The organism is Streptomyces sp. NPDC055815 (assembly GCF_053616475.1).
On sequence record NZ_JBSHDU010000011.1, the window covers coordinates 56062 to 80186 of the forward strand.

General features: G+C 69.8%; 18 protein-coding genes. 1 reads left to right on the forward strand and 17 read right to left on the reverse strand.

From position 1 onward, the window contains the following. Window positions 1-92 precede the first annotated feature (92 nt). The 12 genes from ACWGN5_RS10450 to ACWGN5_RS10505 form a co-directional block, all read right to left on the reverse strand. Complete coding sequence (locus tag ACWGN5_RS10450; protein ID WP_453513268.1) at window positions 93-1169, reverse strand: zinc-binding dehydrogenase; 1077 nt, start codon at window positions 1167-1169, stop codon at window positions 93-95. A 27-nt stretch (window positions 1170-1196) separates the two neighbouring features. Continuing rightward, window positions 1197-2657, reverse strand: a complete 1461-nt coding sequence (locus tag ACWGN5_RS10455; protein ID WP_453513270.1) for an aldehyde dehydrogenase — start codon at window positions 2655-2657, stop codon at window positions 1197-1199. A 64-nt stretch (window positions 2658-2721) separates the two neighbouring features. After that, window positions 2722-4605, reverse strand: coding sequence for an alkyl/aryl-sulfatase (locus ACWGN5_RS10460; protein ID WP_453513272.1), 1884 nt, complete (start codon window positions 4603-4605; stop codon window positions 2722-2724). A gap of 32 nt (window positions 4606-4637) precedes the next feature. Continuing rightward, a complete protein-coding gene (locus ACWGN5_RS10465; protein WP_453513274.1) occupies window positions 4638-5774 on the reverse strand; it encodes an acyl-CoA dehydrogenase family protein in 1137 nt (378 codons plus the stop codon). Between the two features lie 46 nt (window positions 5775-5820). Further along, window positions 5821-7518 (reverse strand): class I adenylate-forming enzyme family protein, encoded by a 1698-nt coding sequence (locus tag ACWGN5_RS10470; protein ID WP_453513275.1) that lies wholly within the window; start codon window positions 7516-7518, stop codon window positions 5821-5823. 153 nt (window positions 7519-7671) lie between these two features. Continuing rightward, complete coding sequence (locus ACWGN5_RS10475) at window positions 7672-8877, reverse strand: MmgE/PrpD family protein (protein WP_453513277.1); 1206 nt, start codon at window positions 8875-8877, stop codon at window positions 7672-7674. Window positions 8878-8903: 26 nt separating this feature from the next. Further along, on the reverse strand, window positions 8904-9677 hold the full coding sequence (locus ACWGN5_RS10480) for a citryl-CoA lyase (RefSeq protein ID WP_453513280.1): 774 nt from the start codon (window positions 9675-9677) through the stop codon (window positions 8904-8906). 9 nt (window positions 9678-9686) lie between these two features. Further along, entirely contained in the window at window positions 9687-10562 is an 876-nt protein-coding gene (locus ACWGN5_RS10485; RefSeq protein WP_453513282.1) for an SDR family oxidoreductase, read from the reverse strand. Window positions 10563-10610: 48 nt separating this feature from the next. Continuing rightward, entirely contained in the window at window positions 10611-11837 is a 1227-nt protein-coding gene (locus tag ACWGN5_RS10490) for a CaiB/BaiF CoA transferase family protein (RefSeq protein ID WP_453513284.1), read from the reverse strand. After that, window positions 11834-12991, reverse strand: a complete 1158-nt coding sequence (locus ACWGN5_RS10495) for an acyl-CoA dehydrogenase family protein (RefSeq protein WP_453513287.1) — start codon at window positions 12989-12991, stop codon at window positions 11834-11836. The genes ACWGN5_RS10490 and ACWGN5_RS10495 overlap by 4 nt, the downstream gene beginning before the upstream one ends. A 321-nt stretch (window positions 12992-13312) precedes the next feature. After that, entirely contained in the window at window positions 13313-14854 is a 1542-nt protein-coding gene (locus ACWGN5_RS10500) for an acyl-CoA synthetase (RefSeq protein ID WP_453513288.1), read from the reverse strand. Between the two features lie 259 nt (window positions 14855-15113). After that, complete coding sequence (locus ACWGN5_RS10505) at window positions 15114-15977, reverse strand: 3-hydroxybutyryl-CoA dehydrogenase (RefSeq protein WP_453513289.1); 864 nt, start codon at window positions 15975-15977, stop codon at window positions 15114-15116. A gap of 456 nt (window positions 15978-16433) precedes the next feature. Between ACWGN5_RS10505 and ACWGN5_RS10510 the strand changes: the two genes are divergently transcribed. Next, window positions 16434-17633 carry a TetR/AcrR family transcriptional regulator gene (locus tag ACWGN5_RS10510; protein ID WP_453513292.1) on the forward strand — a complete coding sequence of 400 codons (1200 nt, stop codon included), beginning with the start codon at window positions 16434-16436 and terminating at the stop codon, window positions 17631-17633. Between the two features lie 192 nt (window positions 17634-17825). On the opposite strand, the gene ACWGN5_RS10515 is transcribed toward ACWGN5_RS10510, so the two are convergent. From ACWGN5_RS10515 to ACWGN5_RS10535, 5 genes are all read right to left on the reverse strand, one after another. After that, the gene (locus ACWGN5_RS10515; RefSeq protein ID WP_453513293.1) at window positions 17826-19388 is read right to left on the reverse strand and encodes a long-chain-fatty-acid--CoA ligase; all 1563 of its coding nucleotides are present in this window, start codon (window positions 19386-19388) and stop codon (window positions 17826-17828) included. A 69-nt stretch (window positions 19389-19457) separates the two neighbouring features. Next, window positions 19458-20342 carry an enoyl-CoA hydratase-related protein gene (locus ACWGN5_RS10520; protein WP_453513295.1) on the reverse strand — a complete coding sequence of 295 codons (885 nt, stop codon included), beginning with the start codon at window positions 20340-20342 and terminating at the stop codon, window positions 19458-19460. Window positions 20343-20391: 49 nt separating this feature from the next. Next, the gene (locus ACWGN5_RS10525) at window positions 20392-21549 is read right to left on the reverse strand and encodes an acyl-CoA dehydrogenase family protein (RefSeq protein WP_453513296.1); all 1158 of its coding nucleotides are present in this window, start codon (window positions 21547-21549) and stop codon (window positions 20392-20394) included. Between the two features lie 25 nt (window positions 21550-21574). Continuing rightward, window positions 21575-22378 carry an SDR family NAD(P)-dependent oxidoreductase gene (locus tag ACWGN5_RS10530; RefSeq protein ID WP_453513298.1) on the reverse strand — a complete coding sequence of 268 codons (804 nt, stop codon included), beginning with the start codon at window positions 22376-22378 and terminating at the stop codon, window positions 21575-21577. A gap of 179 nt (window positions 22379-22557) precedes the next feature. Continuing rightward, a complete protein-coding gene (locus tag ACWGN5_RS10535) occupies window positions 22558-23769 on the reverse strand; it encodes an MFS transporter (RefSeq protein WP_453513300.1) in 1212 nt (403 codons plus the stop codon). Window positions 23770-24125: the final 356 nt, after the last annotated feature.

The following is a 24125-nucleotide window of genomic DNA, read 5'->3' on the forward strand; positions in this document are numbered from 1 at the left end:
GCCTCCCCGCTCCCAAACCCACGCCCCGCACCTCCCGCTCGTCGGCCGCCGCCCCCCCCCCCCCCCCGGGCCCCCCCCCCCGCCCCGACGTGTCACGCGATGTCGATGACCGTCCGCAGCGCTTCACCCGTGTGCATCTGACGGATCGCCTCGTTGACGTCCGACAGCGGCACGTGGTGGGTGATCATCGAGGCCAGGTCGACCCGGCCCTCACGCCACAGCCCGATGATCGTCTCGAAGGTGCGGCGCACGTCGCCCCCGCCGTAGAACGACGGCAGGATCTTCTTCTCCGACCCGACCAGTTCCGCCATGCTGATGCCCGGCATGTCGCTCTGCGCGCCGACGCCGACCAGGCAGACCGTGCCACCGGGCCGCGCCGCGCGGTAGGCGGCCTTGAACGTGGCCGGCTGGCCGACCGCCTCGAAGGCGTAGTCGAAACCGAAGACGTCGGTCAGACGCTTCCTGGCGTCCTCCAGCTCCTCCGGTGCGACCGCCTCGGTGGCGCCGAACTTCAGCGCCAGCTCCCGGCGTCCCGGCGTCGGGTCCACGGCGACGATCCGGTCCGCGCCTGCCACCTTCGCGCCCTGCACGATGCTGATGCCCACGCCGCCCAGGCCCACGACGACCACCGACGAGCCGGGCTTGACCTTGGCGGTGTTGAGGGCGGCGCCGATGCCGGTGGTGACTCCGCAACCGATGAGCGCGGCGATGTCGTACGGCAGGTCGTCGGGTATCGGGACCGCCGCCGCCGCGCTGATCACCGTCTCCTCGGCGAAGGTGCCGGAGCCCAGCAGGCCGGGGAAGGTCTGCTCTCCGTCCGCGAAGCCGGGCTTGGCGATGTTGGCGTATCCGCTACGGCACAGGTGGCCCTCGCCGACCCGGCAGGACGGGCATCTGTCGCAGGGCGGCATCCAGCAGACGACGACCCGGTCGCCGGCCTTGACGTGGGCGACGCCCTCGCCGATCTCGACGACCTCGCCCGCGCCCTCGTGGCCGGGAACGAACGGAGCCGGGTGTTGGAGCACTCCGCTCATCGCCGACAGGTCCGAGTGACAGAGGCCGGCCCGGTGCAGTTTCACCCGGACCCGGCCCGGCCCGACGGCAGTGGTGGTGATCTCGCGGACCTCCAGGGTGTCGTCACCGGTGCTGTTGAGTACTGCTGCGCGCATGAGTCTTTCCTTCTCCGGTCCGCGGGGTCAGGACTTCGCCGGGGACGGCAGGTGGACGGTCTTGGTCTCCAGGTACGCGGCCAGGCCCTCCGGGCCGAACTCGCGGCCGATGCCTGAGTTCTTGTAGCCGCCGAAGGGGGCGGCGACGTCGAACTTCTGGCAGTTCACCGAGTACGTGCCGGTGCGGATGCGGCGGGCGATCTCGGTGCCGTGCGCCACGTCGCCCGCCCAGACCGTGCCCGCAAGGCCGAACTCGGAGTCGTTGGCGATCCGGATCGCCTCCTCCTCGTCCTGGTAGCGGATGAGACACACGACCGGGCCGAAGATCTCCTCCTGCGCGATCCGCATCGAGTTGTCGACATCGCCGAAGAGCGTCGGCTCGACGTACCAGCCGGTGTCCAGGCCCTCGGGGACGCCACCACCCGCGAGGATCTTGGCGCCCTCCTCCTGACCGATACGGATGTAGTCGAGATTCCGCCGCCGCTGGGCCTTGGTGACCATCGGGCCGACGACGGTGGCCGGGTCGGCGGGGTCGCCCACCTTCAGGCCGGCGACCGCCGCGGTGAGCTTCTCGGCGATCTCGTCGTAGCGCGAGGCCGGGGCCAGGATCCGAGTCAACGCCACGCACGCCTGCCCGCTGTTGGCCGCGAAGGAGCCGGCGATCAGGAAGCGCAGCGCGCGGTCCACGTCGGCGTCCTCAAGCAAGATCGCCGCGGACTTCCCACCGAGCTCCAGCGTGACCCGGGTGAGGTTCTGGGCGGCGGCGGCCATGATCTGTCTGCCCGCCGCCACCGAGCCGGTGAAGGCGACCTTGTCGATGCCGGGGTGCGCCACCAGGTACGCGCCGGTCTCCCGGCCGGCCGGAAGCACACTGAGCACGCCCTCGGGCAGCCCAGCCTCCATGCAGACCTCCGCCAGCAGATACGCATCCAGCGGCGTCTCAGGGGACGGCTTGAGCACGACGGTGCAGCCGGCGAGCAGCGCTGGGGCGAGCTTGCCCGCGATCGTCATCTGAGGCACGTTCCACGGAGTGATCGCAGCGACGACGCCTACCGGCTCCTTCCGTACGAGCAGCGGACCGGACAGACCCTGCCGTTCCTCCTCCCACACCAGCCCCTCGGCGGCGGCCAGGGTGGCGGCGTAGACGCCGACGGCGGACAGCGCCTGGCCCTGCACGGAGAACGACATGGGTGAGCCGTTCTGTAGGGTGACCAGCTCGGCCAACTCCTGGTGGCGGGCGAGCAGCCCGTCCTTGATCCGGGCCACGACCGCGGCCCGCTCGGCGGGGGTCATCCGCGGCCACGGGCCGTGGTCGAACGCCTCACGGGCGGCGGCTACGGCCTTGTCCACGTCGGCGGGAGCGGCGTGCGGCACCCGGCCCACGACCTCCTCGGTCACCGGGGAGACCACGTCGATGGTTTCGGCGCCGGCGGGCTCGGCCCACCGGCCGCCGATGCACAGCTTGTCGTGTACGACGATGTCGGGCATCGCAGGATCCTTCACGGGTTGCGGGGTACGGGAAGAGTTCACGGCTGCGGGGTACGTGCGGGCTTCACGGCAGGACCACGGGGAACCGGCGCGGGGGCCGCTCCAGCAGGCCGTGGAAGGTGGTCAGCACGCCGGAGTCGCCGTCAAGAGCGAGCGCTCCCGAGGCGGCGACGTCGGCGAACGAGGTGCGGCCGGACAGGATCCGGTCGAACTCGGCGCGGTCCAGACGGATCGTCAGCTGCGGCTGCTCTCCGCCGGGCGCGTCGCCGCGCATCGGTGTGAGCACGCCGTTGCCGACCAGCAGCGTCCACACCTGACCGCTGTCGGTGAACTCCCAGCGCATCAGCAGTCGGTGGGCGGAGGCGCGCGGCCCGTCCAACCGGACGGCCATCCACTCGAAAGCCTGGCGCACGGACAGGGCGGCCACCATGTCGAGGCTGTCGTTGCCCGACCCGCCGGACCCGTCCTGCCGCTCCTGAGCCTCGGCCCCGGCTCCGGCCTCGCGCAGCTCCTGGGCACCGGTCAGATAGATGTTGCGCCAGGTGCCGTTCTCCTGTGCGAAGCCCAGCCGTTCGTACGTGGCGATCTGCAGCTCACGAGCAGCTTCGTGCCCCGGCTCGGCGAACAGCACGTCGTTCAGCAGCTCCGCCGCCCAGCGCAGATCGCCGCCCTCGAACGCGTCGCGGGCGTGGTGCACGGCGCTGTCGGCGCCGCCGATCGCGGCGACGTACCGCTGAGCCCGCTCGACCGGCGGATGCTGCCACAGATGCGCGGGGTTGCCGTCGTACCAGCCCAGGTAGCGCTGGTACACGGCCTTGACGTTGTGGCTGATCGAGCCGTAGTAGCCGCGCACGCTCCAGGCCCGGCCCAGTTCGCCCGGGAAGCTCTGGATCTCCTCGGCGATCTCCGGGCCGGTAAGTCCTCGGTTCATCAGCCGTACCGTCTGGTCGTGGATGTAGGCGTAGGCGTCGCGCTGCTCGGTCAGCATCCGCACGACCGCTTCGCGGCCCCAGGTGGGCCAGTGGTGGGAGGCGATGAGGACCTCGGCGTCGTCGAAGAGCTGCATCGACTCGGTGAGGTACGCCGCCCAGGCGTGGGCGTCGCGCACCAGGGCGCCGCGCAGCGTCAGCACGTTGTGCAGGGTGTGAGTCGCGAGCTCGGCGATGAGCAGGATCCGTTGTTCCGGGAGGTAGAGGTTCATCTCCGCGGGCGCCTCGGCGTCCGGCGTCATCTGGAAGACCATCCGCACACCGTCCAGGACCAGTTCCTCGCCGGTCTTCGTGACGGTCAAAGTGGGCGGGATCAGGCCGACGCTGCCGGTGGAGGACGCCTGCGCCAGGCCGAAGCCGATCTGGCCTTCGGGGCCCACCGGTAGCCGGGTGCCGTACATGTAGTCGGCGCGGCGGCGCATCGCGGGGCCGACGACGATGTTCTCGCTGACCGTGTGGTGCATGAAGCCCTCGGGGGCAACGACGGCGCACGCGCCGGCTGCCACGCTCTTGAACGAGGTGACGCCGAGAACGCCGCCGAAGTGGTCGGCGTGGCTGTGGGTGTAGATCACCGCCTTGACGGGCCTGTCGCCGCGGTGCCGGCGGTAGAGCTCCAGGCCCGCCTCGGCCACGTCCCGGGAGAGCAGCGGGTCGACGACCACCACACCCGTCTCGCCCTCGATGATCGTCATGTTGGAGACGTCGAGACCGCGCAGCTGGTACACGCCCGGCGCGATCTCGAACAGGCCCTGGTGCACGTTGAGCCGTCCCTGGCGCCACAGGCTGGGGTGCGCGGTGTCGGGGCAGTCCACGTCGAGGAAGCCCCACCGCTCGTTGTCCCACACGACGCGGCCCTTGGGGTTGTGCACGACGCAGGGGTCCAAGCTGTCGACCAGACCGCGCGTGGCGTTGTCGTGGTCGGACGGATCGGTGTAGTCCAGGTCCGGCGTGGTGGTCATCTGCTGCTCGTCCTTCGATGCGGAGTGATGGTTCAGCCGCGCAGCAGTGCGCGGCCGATGATGGTCTTCTGGATCTCGCTGGTGCCTTCGTAGATCCGCAGGACGCGCAAGTCTCGGGAGATGCGTTCGACCGTGGTCTCCCGCATGTAGCCCATGCCGCCGTGGATCTGCACGGCGCGGTCGGCGATCCGGTAGGCGGCCTCGGTGGCGAAGAGCTTGGCGGAGGACGGACCGATCTTGGTGTCCTCGCCGGTGTCGTACTTGCGGGCCACCTCGAGCACCAGGGCGCGGGCAGCGTCCAGTTCGGCGCGGCAGTCGGCGAGCATCGCCTGGACGAGCTGGAAGCGGCCGATCGGCTCGCCGCCCTGCTTGTTGGTCCTGGCGTACTCGACCGCCTCCTCCAGTGCGCGGGTGGCCTGACCGACGGCGAGCGCGGCCACGTGGACCCGGCCCTTGGCGAGGGAGCGCATCGCGGCGCTGAAGCCCTTGCCGGCCATCCCGCCGATCAGGGCGGAGTGCGCGACACGGACGTTGTCGAAGAAGACCTCGTGGGTGTAGGCGCCCGCCTGCCCGGTCTTGACGTCCTTGGGGCCGACGGTGAGGCCAGGGGTCCCCTTCTCCACGAGCAGACAGGAGATGCCGTCGGTGCCCTGCCCCTCTCCGGTGCGGGCGAAGACCATGAACACATCAGCCAGTCCGGCGTTGGTGATGAACCGCTTGCTGCCGCTGATCTCGTAGAAGCCGTCACCGGTGTCCACCGCGCGGGTCTTCACCCCCGACGGGTCCGATCCGGCTTCCGGCTCGGTCAGCGCGAAGGAGGCCACCGCACCCTCGGCGAGCCGCGGCAGCCAGGTCTCCTGCTGCTCCCGCGAGCCGTAGTTCACCAGCACCTGTCCGGCGATGCCGATGTTGGTGCCGAACATCGACCGGAAGGCGAGGGTGGTGTAGCCGAACTCGAAGCAGAGCCTGGCATCCTCCTCCACGGAGGCGTTCATGCCGCCGAACTCCTCCGGGAGGGTGTATCCGAACAGGCCCATGCCGATCGCCTTGCGACGGATCTCGGCCGGCATCGCGTCGTTCGTCTCGATCTCCCGCTCTCGCGGGACGACGTCCTCGCGGACGAAGCGGCGCACGGCCTCCAGTACGGCCTTGAACTCCGTAGGATCCACCGGCGTTTCCTCGTTTCTCGCGTTTCGGGTGGTGCGGGGTGGGTCGTCACTCCTGCGGCCGAAGCCGCTGACGCAGTTCGGTCTTGAGGACCTTGCCGGTGGGCGTGAGGGGCAGGACGTCGACGATGTGCAGCTCGCGGACCTTCTGGTACGGAGCGACCTGTGCGGCCACGTGCGCCATCACCTCGTCAAGGAACTCCTGGCCCCGTGCCGCCTCGGCGGCGTGCGTCGGGCGCAGTTGGACGAAGCCGACAGGCGTTTCGCCGAGCGCCCGGTCCGGGCGGCCCACGACGGCGGCCTGGGCGATGGCCGGGTGCCCGCAGAGCAGTTCTTCCAGTGGCTGCGGGTAGACGTTGTAGCCCTTGTAGATGAGCATGTCCTTCGCCCGGCCTACCAGGAACAGGAAGCCGTGCTCGTCGAGCCGGCCCAGGTCTCCGGTGCGGAGCCAGCCGTCGACGAACTGCTCGGCCGTCAGCTCCGGTTCGCCCTGGTAGCCGTCGGTGATCTGCGGGCCGCTCGCCCAGACCTCACCGACGGCCCCCTGCTCCAGCACGGTGGTGCCGTCCTCGGCGCGGATCTGGAGCCGCGTGTTAGGGAGTGGGGACCCGACGCTGCCGAGCGGCGGTTCGAGTTCCGCGCCGGGTGCCGCGAGGGTCAGGCCCATGGTGGCCTCGCTGAGTCCGTAGCCCTCGTGGACGCCGGCGTCCGGGAGCAGCGCACGCAGCCGGCGCAGGGCGTTGGTGTCGATCGGTGCCGCCCCGGAGGTGAGCAGCCGGATCGACGAGAGGTCGTGCTTGTCCAGCACGGTGCTGCGGAGCATGCCGTAGTACATGGCCGGGGAGCCGCCCATGTGCGTCACGCCATGTGTCTCGATGTCCCGGATGAACTGGTCGGCGTCGAATCGGCCGCCGGTGATCACGGAGGTGGTGCCGAGCAGAGTGTTGGCGTTGTGGCCGACGAGGCCCAGTCCGTGGAACAGCGGGGCGATGGCGATGCTGGCGCCTTCGCCCGGGGTGATGGACTTCGGTGCGGGGTCCTCGACGCGCGTGACCCGGATGCCACCGGACTCGTCCAGACTCGGCAGCGAGCAGGAGCGTACGCAGCCGGTCTGGACGACGTTCGCCACCAGGTTGCGGTGGAGCACCCGGACAGCCTTCGTCCGACCTGTGGTGCCGCCGGTCAGCTGCAGGTGCGCGACGAGATCCGGGTCGACCGCGTAGCCCTCCAGCCGATCGCCGGCCAGGAGCTCGGAGAGCGGGAGGGAGCCCTGCGGGAGGACGGCGTCCGCGGGGGCGGGTGAGGTGGCGGATCCCGGGACGTGCACGACGAAGCGGATGCTCTCGCCCGCGGCCTCGGTGAGGGCGGCCGCGTTGGCGGGGTGGGTGAAGACCGCCTGTGCACCACAGTCCGCGAGCTGAGAGCGCAGTGCGCCTGCCGGCTGCGCCGGGTTGATCGGAGCAACCGCGACACCGGCGCAGAGGGCCCCGTAGTACGCGACGATGTACCAGTACGTGTTGGGCATGTGCAGAGCGACGACGTCGCCGGGTGCCAGACCGCGCTCGCGCAGCCCGAAGGCGACGCGCAGCGCGGCGTCATGGAGCTGGGTAAACGTGAGCGATTCCTCGCCGTCGAGCAGGGCGTAGCGCTCCGGGTAGGCGCGCGCGGCGCCCGCCAGCAGGGCGTCCGCACCGACGTTCGGGATGTCCAGTGTCGCGGGCATGTTCGTGTGCCGGGCGAGGGCCATGGTTCTCCCTGTGAGCTCTGGAAGTGAACGAGTTCTCTCGCAATCACGCCGCCACCCATGAGACGCAAGAGCACTCACAGCCTTGACGGAGCACTGAAAAAGTTAATTCACGATAACCAGTATGTCCATAGCTGCGTGGAGTCGTGAGCCCCGTCACCGGCCCGGGACCGCCCTGTCCAGAACTGTCCGTGCGGACTGCCAATCGAGGACGGACAGGAGGTCCGGGACATCCGCTCCGCAGGCGACGAACTTGGCCTCCAGATCGGTCCGGCCCGGGGCTCGGAGCGGGGCACCGGGCGGCAGCGCCAGGGTGGAGCGCAGAACAGTGCCGTCCGCGAGAGCCAGTCGGATGTCCACCTCACCCCACAGCAGGTCGTCACCGCCAGGGGTACGGATCACGTCGACGGCTTGTATGAGCCGTCGGACCTCAGGGCGCTTCACGGCCTCGTCGGTGAAGCTGTCGAACCGGGGAAAGTCGTCGAGGAGTGCAGTGGCGATCGCGTACGGCATGGAGAACTTACTCTCGAGGCCGGTACGGGGCCGGTCGTGAATGAGGGGCTGCATGCTCGCCTCGGGGGTGGTGACGGTGATCCGTCGCACCTGCCCCGGGTCGATCGGGCCGTGAGCCGCCACGAGTTCGCGAATGGCGGCGATGGGACGCTGCATGGCATAACAGCAGGGATGCAGTTTGACCGCGAGGCCACCGGGGACGGCTGAGCCGGTGCCGGGCAGGTCTCCGCCCACACCACCGACCAGCCGCAGCCAGTCGTCCACCGCACGCGGATCGGCCGTGGCGCCGGCCTGGGCGAGGCGCGCGGCACGGACACCCGCCTCCGCGGCGAACCCGACCTGGAGCGACTTGCAGTGCGTTCCGAACGCGGTCTGCACGCCACCGGCGGCGGGCAGAGCCAGGGCCATGGCTACGGCCAGCCGCTCCGGGGACAGCCCGAGAGCCACGCCTGCCGCCACGGCCGCCGCGGGGGCGCCCTCCGTGCACGTGGCGTGCCAGCCGGCGGCGTAGTGCCGCCAGCCGAGCAAGGTACCGAGACGCGCCATCACGCCGGCGCCGGCCAGGTACGCCCGGGCGTCGCCGCCGACGGCGAGCACCGCGGGGACGATGACCACACTGACGTGGCTGGTCGCCTCGATCTGCACGTCGTCGAAGTCGAGGACGTGTCCGACCGCGGCCCACCGGGCCGCGTCCGGGAGAGACGCCACGAGGGATGCCAACTCGTGGTCGCGGGCTGCCAGGGTGACCGCAAGGGTGTCCAGGAGAGACCGTTCGGCGAGCGCGAGGTCGTCGGCGTCGGGCCGATAGCTGTGCGCCCAGTGGGCGAGGATGTCGGCGGTGACCGCCATGGAGTCTCCCTTCGTTGGTGGCGGCGTCAGCGCTTCGGCTGGTAGTCGGTGTGGTTCTCGACGTGCCGGAACAGCGCCTGGGCGTTGCTGTCCGCGGTGCCGCGCGTGGCTTCCTCGGCGATGTGACCGACGAGACCGACGGCTCGCGCCGCCACGACGACACTCCGGATCAACTGCCAGTCGAAGCCCAGGTCGGCGAGGACCGCACCGAACGTGCCTGCCCCATTGAGTGTGATGAGCCTGCCGCGCCGGCGTTCCATCTCGGCATGCACGGCCTGGAGAAGGAGGCTGTGTTCGCCCAGGAAGCCCCACTGCCCGGCCAGTTCGAAGAAGCGGGCCGTTCGGGGATCGCGCGGGCGGTGGGTGGGGTGGCCGAAGCCGGGAACCTTCTCGCCGGAGGCGGCGTACGAGTCGAGGATCGAGGCCGCGGTGACGCCGTCCTCCTGCCCCTCGGGAGCCGCCGCGAGCGCCTCCTGAAGCATGCGGGCCGTGAGCTCCATGGCACCGAGGTAGACGCTCCCGGCGCCCAGGAGCCCCGCGGCGACGGCCGCCTGTGTCGCCTCGGGCGCTCCGAGCCACGTGAGCCGTGCGGCCATGGAGCTGGGCGTGAAGCCGTGCTCGGCGATGCCCACCATGAGGGCGTTGAGCATCTTCGACTCGTTGCCCTCGGGCAGGCGTCCGCGCGCTCCCAGGAAGACGAGGTCGGCCAGGGTGGCATGCCCGATGATCTCGGAGCACAGGTCGTAGCCGTAGATGTCGATCGAGTCGGCCGTCGAGTGACCGATGTGCGTGGTGTACATGTCTGCCTTTCAGACCGCGGCGACGAGGGTGGGCGGTGTCGCGGGCAGGTGGCCCAGCGCGGTGTCGAGGGTCTTGTCGGTCCAGCGGCCGTCGTTCTCGTGGGTCTCGCGCACGGTCCAGCCGTCGTAGACGTCGATCCGCCCGCCGCGGATCATCAGCATCTGTCCATTGGCCCTGCAGTCCTCGCGTGCCAGCCAGGCGACGAGCGGGGAGACGTTGCCGGGGTGCCAGGTGTCGAACGCGCCCTCGCGGGCTGCCAGTTTCTCCGCCAGGCCCGGGGTCTCCTCGGTCATCCGGGTACGGGCGACCGGGGAGATGGAGTTGACGCGGACGCCGTAGCGCTCCAGCTCCCGCGCGGCGACGATCGTCATGGCGGCGATGCCGGCCTTGGCGGCGGCGTAGTTGAGCTGGCCGGGGTTGCCGCGAAGGCCCGACCCCGACGAGGTGTTGATCACCGATGCCATGACCGGGGCCCCGGATGCCTTGACCTGATCCCGCCAGTGGGCGGCGGCGTGGTGGAGGGTGTTGAAGTGGCCCTTGAGGTGTACGGCGATGACCGAGTCCCACTCGGCCTCGGTCATCTTCACGATGGTGGCGTCGCGGGTGATGCCGGCGTTGTTGACCAGGATGTGCAGCCCGCCGAAAGTGTCGACCGCGAGGTCGATCAGAGCCTTGGCCGCGGTGAAGTCGTCGACGCGGCCGGTGTCGGCCACCGCCTTGCCACCAGCGGCCGTGATCTCGTCGACGACCTCCCGCGCCGGGCCGGCGTCAGGATCGTTGACGACGACCTCGGCGCCTTCCTTCGCGAGCAGCAGCGCGTGCTCGCGGCCCAGACCGCGACCCGCGCCGGTGACGACCGCGATGCGGCCCTCCAGGCTTCCCATGTCGGTTCTCCTCCTTGTCGGTGGTTCGGCGAATGGCACCGCCGTGCGTCACCGGACGGCACCGTCGCGGCGCAGCCGTTCGATGTCCTCAGCCGTGTATCCGGCCCCGAGCAGGACCTCGTCGGTGTGCTCACCGAGCAGCGGCGCCCGCCGAGGGGTGGCCTCCGCACGGCCGGCGAACTTGATCGGGTTGCCGGCGATGGTGACCGTTCGTTCCAGACCGGGCTGCTCGACCTCGACCAGCATGTTGCGAGCGCGTACATGCGGGTCGGTGAAGATGGTGTCGGCGGTGTTGACCGGGCCGACCGGGATGCGCCCTCCCAGTACCTCGCCGATCGCCGCGCGGTCCCGGGCGGACGTCCAGGCGCTGACGCTCTCCCGCACCTCGGCGCTGTGCGCCACCCGGCTGACGTTGGTGGCGTACCGGGGGTCGGTGGCGAGCTCCGGACGGTCCATCAGTTCGCACAGCAGCGCCCAGTGGTTGTCGCCCGGCGCGGCCAGCGCGATCCAACCGTCGGCGGCCGGGAAGACGCCGTACGGGCAGAACAGGGGGTGGCCGTTGCCCTCCGGCTCCGGGACCACTCCCTGGTAGGAGTGCTGGTAGACGATCCGTTCGCAGGCCGAGAGCACCGAGTCGTACAGACCGACGTCGACGAACCGGCCGCGCCCCGTGGTCTCGGCCTCCCGTACCGCGGCGAGGATGCCGACAACCGAGAAGAGCGCCGGGATGATGTCGCCGAGGCCCGGTCCCGCCTTGTGTGGCGGGCCGCCGACGGGTCCGGTGATGCCCATGAGGCCGCCCATGGCCTGCGCGACGATGTCGTAGCTGGGCCAGTCCTGGAAGGGGCTCGCTCCGGTGCGCGGATCGCCGAAGCCGCGGATGGCTGTGTACACCAGCTTGGGGTTGATCTCGGCGAGCGTTTCGTAGCCCAGGCCGTACTTCTCCATCACGCCGGCTCGGTAGTTCTCCACCAGCACGTCGGCCGACGCGGCCAGCCGTCGAACCACCTCCGCGCCCTCCGGCACGGAGATGTCCACCACCATGCCGCGCTTGTTGCGGTTGACGCTCTGGAAATAGCCGCCGTACGCCTTGAGTTCGTCGCCGTCGGCGAACGGCCCCTGGGCCCGGGTCATGTCGCCGGCCGGCGGCTCGACCTTGGTCACGGTGGCACCGAGTTCGGCCAACAGCATCGTGCCGAACGGACCGGCGAGCACCCTGCTGAGATCGAGGACGGTCAGTCCGGTCAGCGGACCGGCGGCGGAGGGCGAGCTCATCGGCCGAGCAGAGTGTCGGAGATGATCTTCATCTGGATCTCCGAAGTCCCCTCGAAGATCTTCGTGAGGCGTGCGTCGCGCCAGTACCGCTCCACTGCGAAGTCGGTGGTGTAGCCGGCGCCGCCGTGGATCTGGATGCCTTCGCTGGTGACCCGCTCGGCCATCTCCGTGGCGTGCAGCTTCACCATCGAAGCCTGGAGGTTGGAGGGGCGCCCCGCGTCGTAGTCGGCGCAGATCCGGTACAGCAGGGCACGGGACGCCTCGATCTGGGTGGCCATATCAGCGATCTTGAAGCGGATCGCCTGCTTCTCGGCGATCGGCCGGCCGAACTGCACCCGAGTCTTGGCGTACTCGACGGAGTCCTCAAGGGCCGCACGGGCCAGGCCGATCGCGCGGGCGGCGGTGTGGATCCGGGCGATCACCAGATCACCCATGGCGATCTTGAAACCCTTGCCCTCCTCGCCGACGATCATGCCGGGCTCCACCCGGGCGTCGTCGAACGACAGCTCCCAGGTCTTCCAGCCGTGGTAGCCGATCTTGCGGACCGGATTGCCGGTGACGCCCTCCGGCAGCGCGCCGCGTTCCTTCGGCATCAGAAAGCACGTGATGCCCCGCGAGCGGTGCGCCGGGTCCGCGGGCTCCGTACGGGCGAACACCTGGAGGTAGTCCGAGCCGTCGGCGAAGGTGCACCACATCTTCTGGCCCGTGATCCGCCAGCCGCCGTCCGTCTCACGCTCGGCCCGGCAGCTCATGTTGGCCACGTCCGAACCCGCCTCCGCCTCGGAGAGCGCGAAGGCGCTGAGGAACTCACCGCGGGCCATCAGCGGCAGGTACTCGTCCCTCTGCTGCTCGTCGAAGCCGTGAGCGAACTGCTGCCCGCGGGCGATCAGGCTGGCCACGCTCATCCAGCCGCGCGCCAGCTCCTCGACGACGATCGCGTACTCCGAGACGCCGAGGCCGAGACCCTCGTACTCCTCGGGGATCAGGATGCCGAAGAAGCCGAGGTCGGCCATCTTCGCGCGCAGCTCCATCGGGATCTCACCGGCCACCGGGTCCAGCTCATTGGCGACCGGCAGCACCTCCTTGGCGACGAACTCCCGCGCCATCGCCTGGATCGCCAGCCGGTCCTCCGTGAGGAAGGTCTCCGTCGTCATCACTCTCTCCTGCTCCTTGCCGCCTCGAGAGGCGCGTGCTTCTTCGCGGTGCCGCTGGACGGCACCGCCTGTCGACCTACGTGTCCTCAATCCGCCGGTGCCGCGGCCACGGCCTCCGCGGCGCCGCCCACCTGATGTCCCCACCGCCGCACCCGCTCGGGGTCGAACCCGCTGTCGGGCAGCGAGGTGCCGACGCCCGTCACCGGGCGGCCGGCGGGTCCGGGGACGGCACAGCCTCCGCGCGCACGTCACCGGTACGGAGTGCCGGTCTGCCGATCGTGAGCATGCGGGTGGTGTTCGATCGGCCGCTGACTCGATCGGTCAGCTCGACGGCCCCTGTCCGGAACGCCGGGCCCTCAGCTCACGCTTGAGGATCTTGCCGGCGCCCGACACCGGAAGCTCGTCGACGAACTCCATGCTGCGCGGGACCTTGTACCCGGCGATCAGCTCCCTGGCGTGGGCTCGAAGCTCGTCCTCGGTCGCGGCGGCACCGGGGCGGAGGACGACGACGGCGTGCACGCGCTCGCCCCAGCGGGCGTCCGGCAGCCCGATGACGGCGCAGGTGGCGACAGCCGGGTGCCGCACGAGGGCGTTCTCCACCTCCGCGGAGTAGACGTTCTCCCCGCCGGTGATGATCATGTCCTTCATGCGATCGGTGATGAAGACGTAGCCGTCCTCGTCCATGTACGCGCCGTCCCCGGTGTGCATCCATCCGTCGCGCAGCGCGGTGGCGGTGTCCGCCGGCTTGTTCCAGTAGCCGAGCATGAGGCTGCCGCCGCGGCAGAGCAGCTCACCCGCCTCGCCGCGGGGCATCTCCGAGCCGTCGGGGCCGACGATCCGGACCTCGCAGTGCGCGGCGACGCGGCCGGCGGAGCGCAGCATCCGCCCGCCCGCCCGGTGCTCCTCCGGGCCGAGCATGGTGATGATCGCGGTCTCCGTCATTCCGTATCCCTGGCTGAAGTCGGCCCGGGAGAAGACCTTCATGGCGCGCGTGAGCACCGCCTCGGAGATGGTGGAGGCGCCGTAGCTCACCCGGCGCACGCTGCTCAGGTCGCGCTGCCCGGCCTGCGGGTGGTCGACCAGCAGCTGGATCATGGTCGGAACCAGCCCGAGGGAGGTGACCCGGTGCTGCTCGATCGCCTGGAGCACACCTTCGGGGCTGAACCCAGGCAGGAAGACGAAGGTGCCGCCCACGAGATTCTGTCCCATCCAACTGGAGAGCGCGGCGATGTGGAACATGGGCGCCGCCACCAGCAGACAGCCGCCGGGCACCGCGCTTGGAAGCGTCACCTGCGTACCGAGAGCGGAGGTCAGCAGGCCCTGGTGGCTGACCATGACGCCTTTGGGCGATCCGGTGGTACCGCCGGTGTAGAGCAGCGCGGCGAGCGTGTCGCCTCCCGCACGCACGTCCTCGACGGGTTCGGACCGGCCGATCAGCGTCTCGTAGTCGGCCGCGCCCTCCGGCGCGGGGCCGTCCCCGCAGTGGACCACGGCAGCGAGCTGCGGACAGCTCTCACGCAGCGCGGGAAGCATGGCCGCGAAAGCCTCGTCGACGAGCAGCAGCTTCGCCCCGGAGTCATTGAGGGCGTAGACGATCTCGGCGGTGCTCCAGCGGGTGTTCACCGGCTTCACCACGGCCGCGAGCCACCAGGAGGCGAAGAAGATCTCGTGGTACCGATCGGAATTCATGGCCAGGACGGCCACCCGGTCGCCCTCAGCCACGCCCAGCCCGCGCAGGCCGCCGGCCAGGCGGGCCACCCGCTCGGCGACCTCACGGGTCGTGCGGACACGGTCGCCGCAGACCGTCATCGTCCGCTCCGGTGCCTGCTGCAGGGCGCGGTGCAGCGACTGAGTCAGATACATGGCAACACCAATCCTGGGCTGTTCCGGGGGCGAGGGACGGACAAAGGCGGCCTGAGCAGCCCCGCCATGGAACGTCATCTAGGTAACTGGAGATTCACTTTCGTTCATCGCTGCACTGCGGTCAAGCCCCAATGGGGGCGTTGCAGGATCTCGATAGGTTGCTGGGTGTTAACTTGAAGGAGAGGCCGCCCCCGAGGCCGTACGGCTGCCTCCGACCGGCTCTGGATGCCCTCGTACACGATGGGCACTGCCTATGCCCTCAGGAGCCGTACCTGTAGAAGCCGCGACCCGCCTTGCGCCCGAGCGCCCCGGCGGCCACCATCCGGCGCAACAACGGCGGTGGCGCGTACAGGGGCTCCTTGAACTCCTCGTACATCGACTCGGCGATGGACTGGGCGGTGTCCAGACCGATGAGGTCGAGCAGCCGCAGGGGGCCCATGGGGTGCGCGCAGCCGAGGACCATGCCGTTGTCGATGTCCTCGGCGGAGGCGACGCCCGACTCCAGCATCCGTACAGCAGACACGAGGTAGGGGATCAGCAGGGCGTTGACGACGAACCCGGCCCTGTCTCGAGCGCGCACGACGGTCTTGCCCAGCTTCGCCTCGGCGAAGGTCGTGACCCTGTCCGTCACCTCGGGGGAGGTCAGCTGGGTGGGGATCACCTCGATCAACCGCTGCACGGGGACGGGATTGAAGAAGTGGACGCCGACCACCCGCTCGGGCCGGCTGGTCACGGCGGCGAGGTCGATGATGGGAATGGACGAGGTGTTGGAGGCGATGACCGTGTGCGGGTCCGCCAGCACTTGGTCGAGCGCATGGAAGACGGCCTTCTTGACGTCCAGCCGCTCGGCGACCGCCTCGATGACCAGGTCCACGTCGGCGAACTCGGCGAGGTCGGTCGTGAACGAGATCCTGCTCAGGGCATCCTCGCGCTCCTCTGCGCTCAACTTCCCGGTACGCAGGCCGCGTTCGAGGGACTCGCTCAACCGCGAACGGCCCGCCGTCAGGGCCTGCGCGCCGTGCTCCGCCACCCTTACGTCCAAGCCGGCACGTGCACAGACCTCGGCTATGCCCGATCCCATCAGGCCGCAGCCGACGACGCCGACCCTCGTGAACTGACGCATGTCTCGATGCCCTCTCGATGACGCCGAGCGGGTGCCGCTGCTTTCGGCCCGGCCGACGGCACTGCGGGCACGGCCCGGACGGTGGCGCGCCCACGGGGCGCCATCCCACTGGACAGATGCGGGGGGCCGCAGGGCTCAGAGCAATCCCAGGCTCCGGTGCGGCTGCACGCTCCACTCGACTGATGAGCGTCGCACCATCGCGGCGACGCATCCGCACGCTATGGCACTCAGTGCCTGAAAGTAAAGGTACTGAGTGCCAAGTCGACGATGCCCCAGACACGCTTCCGGTGCATAGGCGTTAACCATTTACACCCAGTGACGACGACGTGGGCATCCGCTCCTCCACACATCCTGCCCCTTCGGGGGTCGCATCAAGTGATCCGCCCCTAACGTGATGATCAGCCATGCCTTACCATTGATCGATGGTCGGCAGTCGACGGCGAGGGGCGACAGGACATGCGCACAGAAGGCTCCGGTCGTACGGCCACGCGACGGCCTCCCGACCGCAAGGCCCGGATCGTCTCCGCCGCGTCCGACCTCTTCTGTGAGAGCGGCTACCACAATGTCTCGGTGGCCGATGTGGCGGCAGCGGTGGGCATCACCGCGCCGGCCCTCTACCGTCATTTCCGGGGCAAGCCCGACCTGCTGCTCCACGTGGTCACCGGCAGCATCTCCTCGATCGCGGCGGCGGCCCAGGAGGCGGAGAGCCTCGAGGCGTACCTTCAGTCGTCCGCGGTGCGCAGCGTGGAGCGTCGCGGCTCGGCGGTTGTCTGGCAGCGCGAGGCCCGCCACCTGTCGGCAGAGAACCGCGCGGACCTGCGCCGCACCCTCGGTGACATCATCGACAGGATCGCCGCGCTGATCCGCGCGGAGCGTGCCGACCTCGACTCCGCCGACGGGGAATTGCTGGCCTCGGCGGTGATGTCGGTCTACGGATCGATCTCGTGGCACCGGTCGTCGCTGCCGCGTCGCCGCTTCGAGCGGCTCCTGCACCGTCTCGCACACACGGCCGCCCACTGCATTCTGGGCAGTTCCCCGAGCGACACGGTCGCCTCGGCCTCGCCGGGCAGCTACGCCCAGCTCGCCCTGTCCCGCCGCGAGCAGATCCTCGGTGAGGCGACCCGCCTGTTCGACGAGCGTGGATTCCAGTCGGTGAGCACGGAGGACATCGGCGAGGCCATCGGCACATCGGGGCCCAGCATCTACAAGCACTTCCCCACGAAGTCCGATCTTCTCGTCGCCGCCGTGTCCCGCGGCGGCGAGCAACGCCGGGCAGGGACCGCACGGGCGCTGGCCACGGCGGGCGGCCCGGGCGACGTACTCGTCAAACTGCTGGAGTCGTACGTCGACTTCGCCATGAGTCAGAGCCACTTGATCGGCCTGCTCCTCGGCGAGCTGGACCAGCTGCCGGAGAAGGAGCGGAAGGCATCGCGGCAGGCGCAGCGGGAGTACCTGGCTCTCTGGGTCCGCCTGCTCGACGACATCCGGCCCGGGCTGGACGCGACCGAGGCCAGAATCGTGGTCGGGGCGACGCTCACCGCGGTCGACAACGCCGTGCGCACCCGTAGCCTCCGTGAGCGACCGGATCTCGCGGATCGTCTGGTGGAGATCGGTACGGCGCTGCTGCTGTCGCAGGACGAGCCCTCGCCGTCGTAGCGCGGCTCCCGTCGCCGACCCCACGTCCGCGACCCGTGGACCGCGGCTCGCGAACGGCGGCTCGTGCGTCCGGGCCGCAGGCGGTGCCGACGGTCCTCGACGGAGGACGGTACCCCGGTCGCCGGGCTCAGCCGAGACCGGCGACCCTGGACCGACGCACAGGCCGCCCGACGTGCCGAAGGGTGGAGGTGCCTACAGGCCCTCGAGTTCCGTACCCAGTGGGGAGAATCGCCTGCGGAGTTCGCGCTTGAGGACCTTGCCGCCCTCGTTACGCGGAAGGACCTCCACGAAGTGCACCTGTCGCGGCTTCTTGTACGAGGCGATGCGTGCCCGGGCGAAGTCGATGACGTCCTGCGCGTCGGGACGGTCGACGCCCGGGTGCGGGACCACGATCGCTGTGACCGCTTCGCCCCAGCGGTCGTCCGGGACCCCGACGACGGCCACTTCGGCCACGCCCGGATGCTCGGCGAGCGCAGCCTCGACCTCGATGGGGAAGACGTTCTCCCCACCGGTGATGATCATGTCCTTGATTCGGTCGGAGAGGAAGAGATACCCGTCCTCGTCGACATGGCCCGCGTCCCCGGTACGCATCCAGTCACCCGCGAACAAGGCGCTGTTCTCCTCCGGGCGGTTCCAGTATCCGGGCGTGACGTGCGGGGATCTGACCTGGATCTCTCCGACGGCGCCCGGCGCGGCCGGTTCTCCGGTCGTGAGGTCGGCGATCCTGATCTCGGTCCCGGTCCGTGTGTTCCCGACGGACCGCAGCAGGTGTTGCCGAGGGCCGTCGGCGTCGTGGTCCTCCGGCAGCAGACGGGTGACGGTCCCGGCCTCGGTCATGCCGTAGCGCTGGAGGAACCCGCAACCGAAGACATGGATCGCGCGGCGCAGCAGGGCCGGGGCGATGGGTGCGGCACCGTAGACGATGAGCCGCAGACGGGAGAAGTCCCGGCCCTCGATGCCAGGCAGCGAGACCAGCGCGTGCAGGACCGCAGGGACGAGAAGGGTATGGGTGACCCCTTCTCCTTCGATCACGTCCACGAGCCCGGCCGGGTCGAGGCCGTGGACCAGCACGGTGTGCGCTCCGGCCCGGATCGCGTAACCGAGCCAGCCGACGCCGGCGATGTGGAAGTTGGGCAGGGCGTTGAGGGCCACGGATCCGGGTTCCCACAGGTGCTCCGCGAGGCCCTCCTCGTCCGTGGTGAGGTTGGCGTGGGTGATCTGAACGCCCTTGGGGCGCCCCGTCGTTCCCGACGTGTAGAGCTGGAGGAGCACCTCGTGGGCGTCGGCCTCCGTGCCACGGCCTGGGTCGTGGTCCGGGTAGGCGGCCAACCACGTGTCGTACCCCGCCGCCTCCTCGTCCCGTGCTTCCCCCGTGACCACCAGCAGCAGGCCCGGTACGGCCTGCTGGACCGCGCGAGCGGCGGGCAGGAACTCCTCGTCGGCGACAAGGACACGAAGTTCCGCGTCGCGGGCCACGTCGCCAAGCTCGGACGCGTCGAGCCGCCAGTTCAGGGGTACGGCGACCAGACCCGCCTTGCCACAGGCGATCAGCGTCTCCGGCGCGTGGATCCTGGTCCGGGTGAGCGTACCGACATGACTTCCCGAAGGGACCGCGTCCAGCAGCGCCTGCGCCAGGCGATTGGTTCGGACGTCCAATTCCCCGTAGGTGACGGTGCGACCGCCGTGGCTGAGCGCAGGCGCGTGGCCGCGTTCAGCGGCGTGGTGACGGACCGAGCCGACGAGATTCAGGTGCATCCGGTGCTTCTTCCGTCGTCGTGGACGCGCGCGGGCGGGACGTACGGCCCGCGCAAAGCCTTCCCGAGGTCACGCGGGCGAGATCGTGCCGTTGCCGTCCCACGGCAGGTGGTCCGGCAGGTCGTCAGGGACCCTTCCGGAGAAGAGGGGGGCGCGGCGCTCCAGGAACGACCTCACGCCCTCGGTCGCGTCAGGGGCGCCGGCGAGGTCGTAGACCAGTCGTGAATCGAGCCGGTGCACGGCCTCCGGCGAGTCGGCCCAGGCGGCCCGGTAGAGCATCTGGCGGGTGAGCGCGACCGGGACGGGCGCGGTGTGTGCGGCGAGGGTGCGCGCCAGGTCGTACGCCGCGTCGAGGACGGTGTCCGGCTCATGCAGGCTGGTCAACAGTCCGGCGGCGAGCGCCTCTTCGGCGGGCACGGTACGCCCGGAGATCATCCAGTCCAGCGCCTTCGTCAGGCCCACCAGGCGGGGCAGGTACCAGGCGGAGGCGCCCTCGGGGACGATCCCGCGCCGGGTGAACGGGAATCCGAACCGGCTGTCGTGGCCGGCGAGACGGAAGTCTGCGGGCAACAGCATGGTGGAGCCGATGCCGACGGCCGCCCCGCGCACGGCGGCGATCACGGGCTTGTTGAGCCGGTGCATCACCGAGGTGACCCGCCCGGCCGGCTCCTGGTAGGTGCCGGCCTCGTACGCGGCCACGTCGTCCGGCTCGCTCGGCCTCCTGAGCCCCTCCCGCCTGCCGTCGTGAGCCAGGTCGAGGCCGACGCAGAACGTCGGTCCGGCACCGGTCAGGACCACGACGCGTACCGCCGGGTCCCGGTCGGCGCGGCGGAACGCGTCGGCCAGCTCGTACGACATGTGCGGAGTGAATCCGTTCCGCGCCTCGGGACGGTTCAGGGTCAGGGTCGCGACGCGGTCCCGCGTCCGATAGGTGATGCCTTCGTAGGCAGACATGGTCCTCCCCTGCGGCTCGGCGGGCGGCGGCAGTGCGGCGAGGCCGGTCTCACAGCCCGAGGTCCTTCGCGACGATCGACTTCATGACCTCGCTGGTGCCGCCGTAGATACGGGACACCCGGGTGTCCGCGTAGAGGCGGGCGATCGGGTACTCCGTCATGTAGCCGTAGCCGCCGTGCAGTTGCAGGCACTTGTCGACGATCCGGCCGGCCGATTCGGTGCAGAACAGCTTGATCCGCGCGGCGTCGGCCGCGGTGAGTTCACCGGAGTCGTCCAACTCCACACCGCGGTCGGCCATCGCCTGCGCGGCCTCGAACTCCGCGGCACACTCGGCGAGCGTGAACTTCGTGTTCTGGAAAGCGGCCACAGGCTTGCCGAAGACCTCCCGCTGCCGCACGTACTCGGTCGCGAACCTGATCGCGGCACGCGACTGCGCGACACCGGCCACCGCGATCGACAGCCGCTCGCGCGGCAGGTTCTGCGAGAGATAGGAGAAGGCCATGCCCTCTTCTCCCAGCAGGTTCTCCACGGGTACGCGAATGTCGGTGAAGGAGAGCTCGGCGGTGTCCATGCTGTGACGGCCGATCTTGTCCAGCTTCCGGCCGACCGCGAACCCTTCGCTCGCCGAGGGCACGACCAGGATGGACAGCCCCGCGCGCCGGTCGTCCGGGTCGTACGGTGCGGTGCGGCACACGACCAGGACCAGGTCGGAGACGGCACCGCCGGTGATGAAGGTCTTGGCCCCGTTGAGGACGTAGTGCGTACCGTCCTCGGACAGCTTCGCGGACGTACGGATTCCCGCCAGGTCCGAGCCGGTTCCGGGCTCGGTCATGGCGATGGCCAGCAGAATGTCCCCACTGGCGCATCCGGGCAGCCAGCGCCGCTTCTGCTCGTCGTCGGCGATGTTCAGCAGATAGGGAAGGACGACACCGGTGTTCACGTGGTGATGGCCGATCGAGGCACCCGCCCAGGCCACCTCCTCGTGGATGATCGCCTGGAACCTGTAGCTGGTCGGCCCGAGGCCGCCGTACTCCTCGGGGATGTCGAACCCAAGAGCTCCCAGCTCGCCCAGCCGCTTGAACACCCAGCGGGGAACCTGTCCGGCGGCCTCCCACTCGTGGATGTGGGAGGCGACCTCCTTGTCGAGAAACGTCCGTACGGTCTGCCGGAACGCTTCGTGGTCCTCGGTGTAGAGGGTGCGCTTCATGATCTCTCGCTCTCCGGTCCGCGGGTCAGGCGCGTGCGCCGTCGACGACCAGACACTGGCCGGATACGTAGTCGGATTCCTGGGTGCAGAACAGGTAGACGGCGCCTGCGGCCTCGACCGCGGTGCCCGGGCGGCCCAGTGGAATCGTCCTGGTCGCGTTCGCGGCCCGGTCCGGGTTCTGCCCGACCTTGATCTCCCGGCCGTCGATCTCCAGGGTGGCGTTGTCGGCGGCGGTGACCTCGGTCATGCGGGTCAGGATGTAGCCGAACGCGACGGCGTTGACGTTGACCTTGTAGCGCCCCCACTCCTTGGCCAGGGCTTTGGTCAGGCCGATCATGCCCGCCTTCGCCGCCGCGTAGTTGGCCTGGCCCACATTGCCGAAGTACCCGGAGGCCGAGGAGATGTTGACGACCTTGCGGTGGTACTCGGTCGGGTTGGCCCTGATGTACGGCTGCGCGGCGCGCAGGATCCGGAACGAAGCCTTCAGATGGACGTCCAGAATGGTGTCCCACTGCTCGTCGGTCATGCGCTGGACGACGGAGTCCCAGGTGTAGCCGGCGTTGTTGACGATGATGTCCAGCCCGCCGAAGGAGTCGACCGCCGCGCTCACGAACCGCTCGGCGAAGCCCTCCTCGGAGACGGAGCCGACGCAGGCAACCGCCTCGCCGCCGGCGGCAAGGATGTCCGCGACGGTCTCCTCCGCGGGCTCCTTGTCCAGGTCGTTGATCACGACCCTGGCTCCCTCGGAGGCGAGCTTCAGGGCGATCTCGCGGCCGATTCCGCGACCCGAACCGGAGACGACGGCGACCTTGCCGTCCAGGGCTCCCATGATGTGGCACGTCCTTCTTCGTTGCGGGCTTGCAGGCGCTCCACGGCGCCCGAAGTGGCCCGATGACATCCCCACCGACCCCACATGGAGGTTAGGTGAGATTCACTTTTATGGCAGGAAGGTAGATTGTCAAGCGTAGCGACGAGCAGGTCCGGGTTCCTAAAGCTTCACAGGAACCTTCAGGCTTTGGCGGCGATCCTGGCGGCGTCACGGTCCGGGTTCACGAGGAACAACGCCGCGAGGGCCCCGACGATCATGGTCACGCCAAGGACGAGGAAGCCACTGCCATAGCCGAGTGCCACGGACTCGCCCGACGCGACCAGCTTGCCGATGACGATCGGGGCGACGACGCCTCCCATGCTGTACACGGCCGTGATCACACCGAAGACCATGCCGCGCTGCTTGGCCGGGGCGACGTCGGCGACCCCCGCGAACGCGACCCCGTAGCCGGCGGAGTTCAGACACGAACTCAGGACCAGCAACACCATCTGCGGAACCCCCCTGTCCAACGAAGAGAAGGCGATGGTGCACACCCCGGACACCAGCACCATGGCCGCGGGCAGGACACCGCGGGTGACGCGGTTCGCAGCGCCTCGCTTCGTCATGTTCCGGGACAGCACGCCGACGAGGATGACGGCGATCGCCGAGCCGAGGTAGGGCAGGGCGACGAGGCCACCTGCCGTGCCCGCCTCATAGCCGAGCCCTTCCTGGAGATAGAGCGGGAGCCAGCTGACCTTCACGGATGTGTTCGCGTAGGCGACGAAGAAGAGCAGCATCATGCCGATCAGCGTCGGCGTCGCGAAGAGCCGCCCCAGCGGCACCCGCTCCGGCAACGCAGGCGCCGAGCCACCCGCCTCACCGTGCCCCGCTGCGGCCTCCGGCCCGGATTCTCCGCCGAGCAGCCACAGGGCGACCACGACAGCACCGAAAACCGCCAGGACGCCGAAGGCGGCGTGCCACGAGTACTCGAGGATCACCCAGGTCAGAACGGGGGCGGCCACGAGCGGGCCGATACCCGCCCCCGCCACGACGATCGAGCTGGGCACCGCACGCTTGTGGGCCGGGAACCACGAGTGCGCCACCTGCATCGCGAGCGCCGTGGTCGGGCCTTCCGCGAAGCCGAGCAGCACCCGACAGGCGACGATGGTCGTGAAGCCGACCTGGGCGGTCATGGGGGCCAGGCTCAGCGCCCAGATCGCGGCGATGCCGGCCAGCAGCCAGCGCGCCTTGACCTTGCCCCCGAGCCACCCGCCGACGACGGCTCCCACTGCGAACAGCCAGAAGAAGCTGCTCTGGATGATCCCGAACTGGGCGTCGTCCAGGCCCAGTTCCCGCTTCATGTCGACGCCGGCAAGCCCGACCACGACCTTGTCGGCGAAGTTCACGAGCATGAGACAGACCAGCAGCCCCAGGACGACCCATGCCTTCCGCCTCGTGCGGGGCACGCCGGACTTGCCCTTGCTCGCGGAAGCCGCGCCGGGGGGTTCGAACTGATCGACGGCCATGAGGATCTCCTGGAGGTAGTAAGGACCCGTTGGCCGGGAAGTGAATCACTACTAACCTTGCTGAGCAAGAGCCTGCGCGGGATTACCTGTGATCAGCAGCAGATGGGCCGCATTTTTCCCTCAGTGATGATTCAGCGATAACCAATGACGCGACTGCTCACTCAGGAGGCCGGGGACGCGACGGGTCGGCCGTCCGCGGCCGGGCATGCGCGCGCGGCGGGCCGCCACGTCGAGGGATTCGT

Coding starts and splice junctions, on each gene's coding strand:
- ACWGN5_RS10460 (WP_453513272.1), bottom strand. CDS start 4,605: ATGACCACCACGCCGGACCTGGACTACACCGATCCGTCCGACCACGAC.
- ACWGN5_RS10490 (WP_453513284.1), bottom strand. CDS start 11,837: ATGAGCTCGCCCTCCGCCGCCGGTCCGCTGACCGGACTGACCGTCCTC.
- ACWGN5_RS10520 (WP_453513295.1), bottom strand. CDS start 20,342: ATGTCTGCCTACGAAGGCATCACCTATCGGACGCGGGACCGCGTCGCG.
- ACWGN5_RS10535 (WP_453513300.1), bottom strand. CDS start 23,769: ATGCTCGTGAACTTCGCCGACAAGGTCGTGGTCGGGCTTGCCGGCGTC.
- ACWGN5_RS10525 (WP_453513296.1), bottom strand. CDS start 21,549: ATGAAGCGCACCCTCTACACCGAGGACCACGAAGCGTTCCGGCAGACC.
- ACWGN5_RS10530 (WP_453513298.1), bottom strand. CDS start 22,378: ATGGGAGCCCTGGACGGCAAGGTCGCCGTCGTCTCCGGTTCGGGTCGC.
- ACWGN5_RS10470 (WP_453513275.1), bottom strand. CDS start 7,518: ATGGCCCTCGCCCGGCACACGAACATGCCCGCGACACTGGACATCCCG.
- ACWGN5_RS10455 (WP_453513270.1), bottom strand. CDS start 2,657: ATGCCCGACATCGTCGTACACGACAAGCTGTGCATCGGCGGCCGGTGG.
- ACWGN5_RS10500 (WP_453513288.1), bottom strand. CDS start 14,854: ATGTATCTGACTCAGTCGCTGCACCGCGCCCTGCAGCAGGCACCGGAG.
- ACWGN5_RS10505 (WP_453513289.1), bottom strand. CDS start 15,977: ATGCGTCAGTTCACGAGGGTCGGCGTCGTCGGCTGCGGCCTGATGGGA.
- ACWGN5_RS10450 (WP_453513268.1), bottom strand. CDS start 1,169: ATGCGCGCAGCAGTACTCAACAGCACCGGTGACGACACCCTGGAGGTC.
- ACWGN5_RS10495 (WP_453513287.1), bottom strand. CDS start 12,991: ATGACGACGGAGACCTTCCTCACGGAGGACCGGCTGGCGATCCAGGCG.
- ACWGN5_RS10485 (WP_453513282.1), bottom strand. CDS start 10,562: ATGGGAAGCCTGGAGGGCCGCATCGCGGTCGTCACCGGCGCGGGTCGC.
- ACWGN5_RS10510 (WP_453513292.1), top strand. CDS start 16,434: ATGCGCACAGAAGGCTCCGGTCGTACGGCCACGCGACGGCCTCCCGAC.
- ACWGN5_RS10480 (WP_453513280.1), bottom strand. CDS start 9,677: ATGTACACCACGCACATCGGTCACTCGACGGCCGACTCGATCGACATC.
- ACWGN5_RS10515 (WP_453513293.1), bottom strand. CDS start 19,388: ATGCACCTGAATCTCGTCGGCTCGGTCCGTCACCACGCCGCTGAACGC.
- ACWGN5_RS10475 (WP_453513277.1), bottom strand. CDS start 8,877: ATGGCGGTCACCGCCGACATCCTCGCCCACTGGGCGCACAGCTATCGG.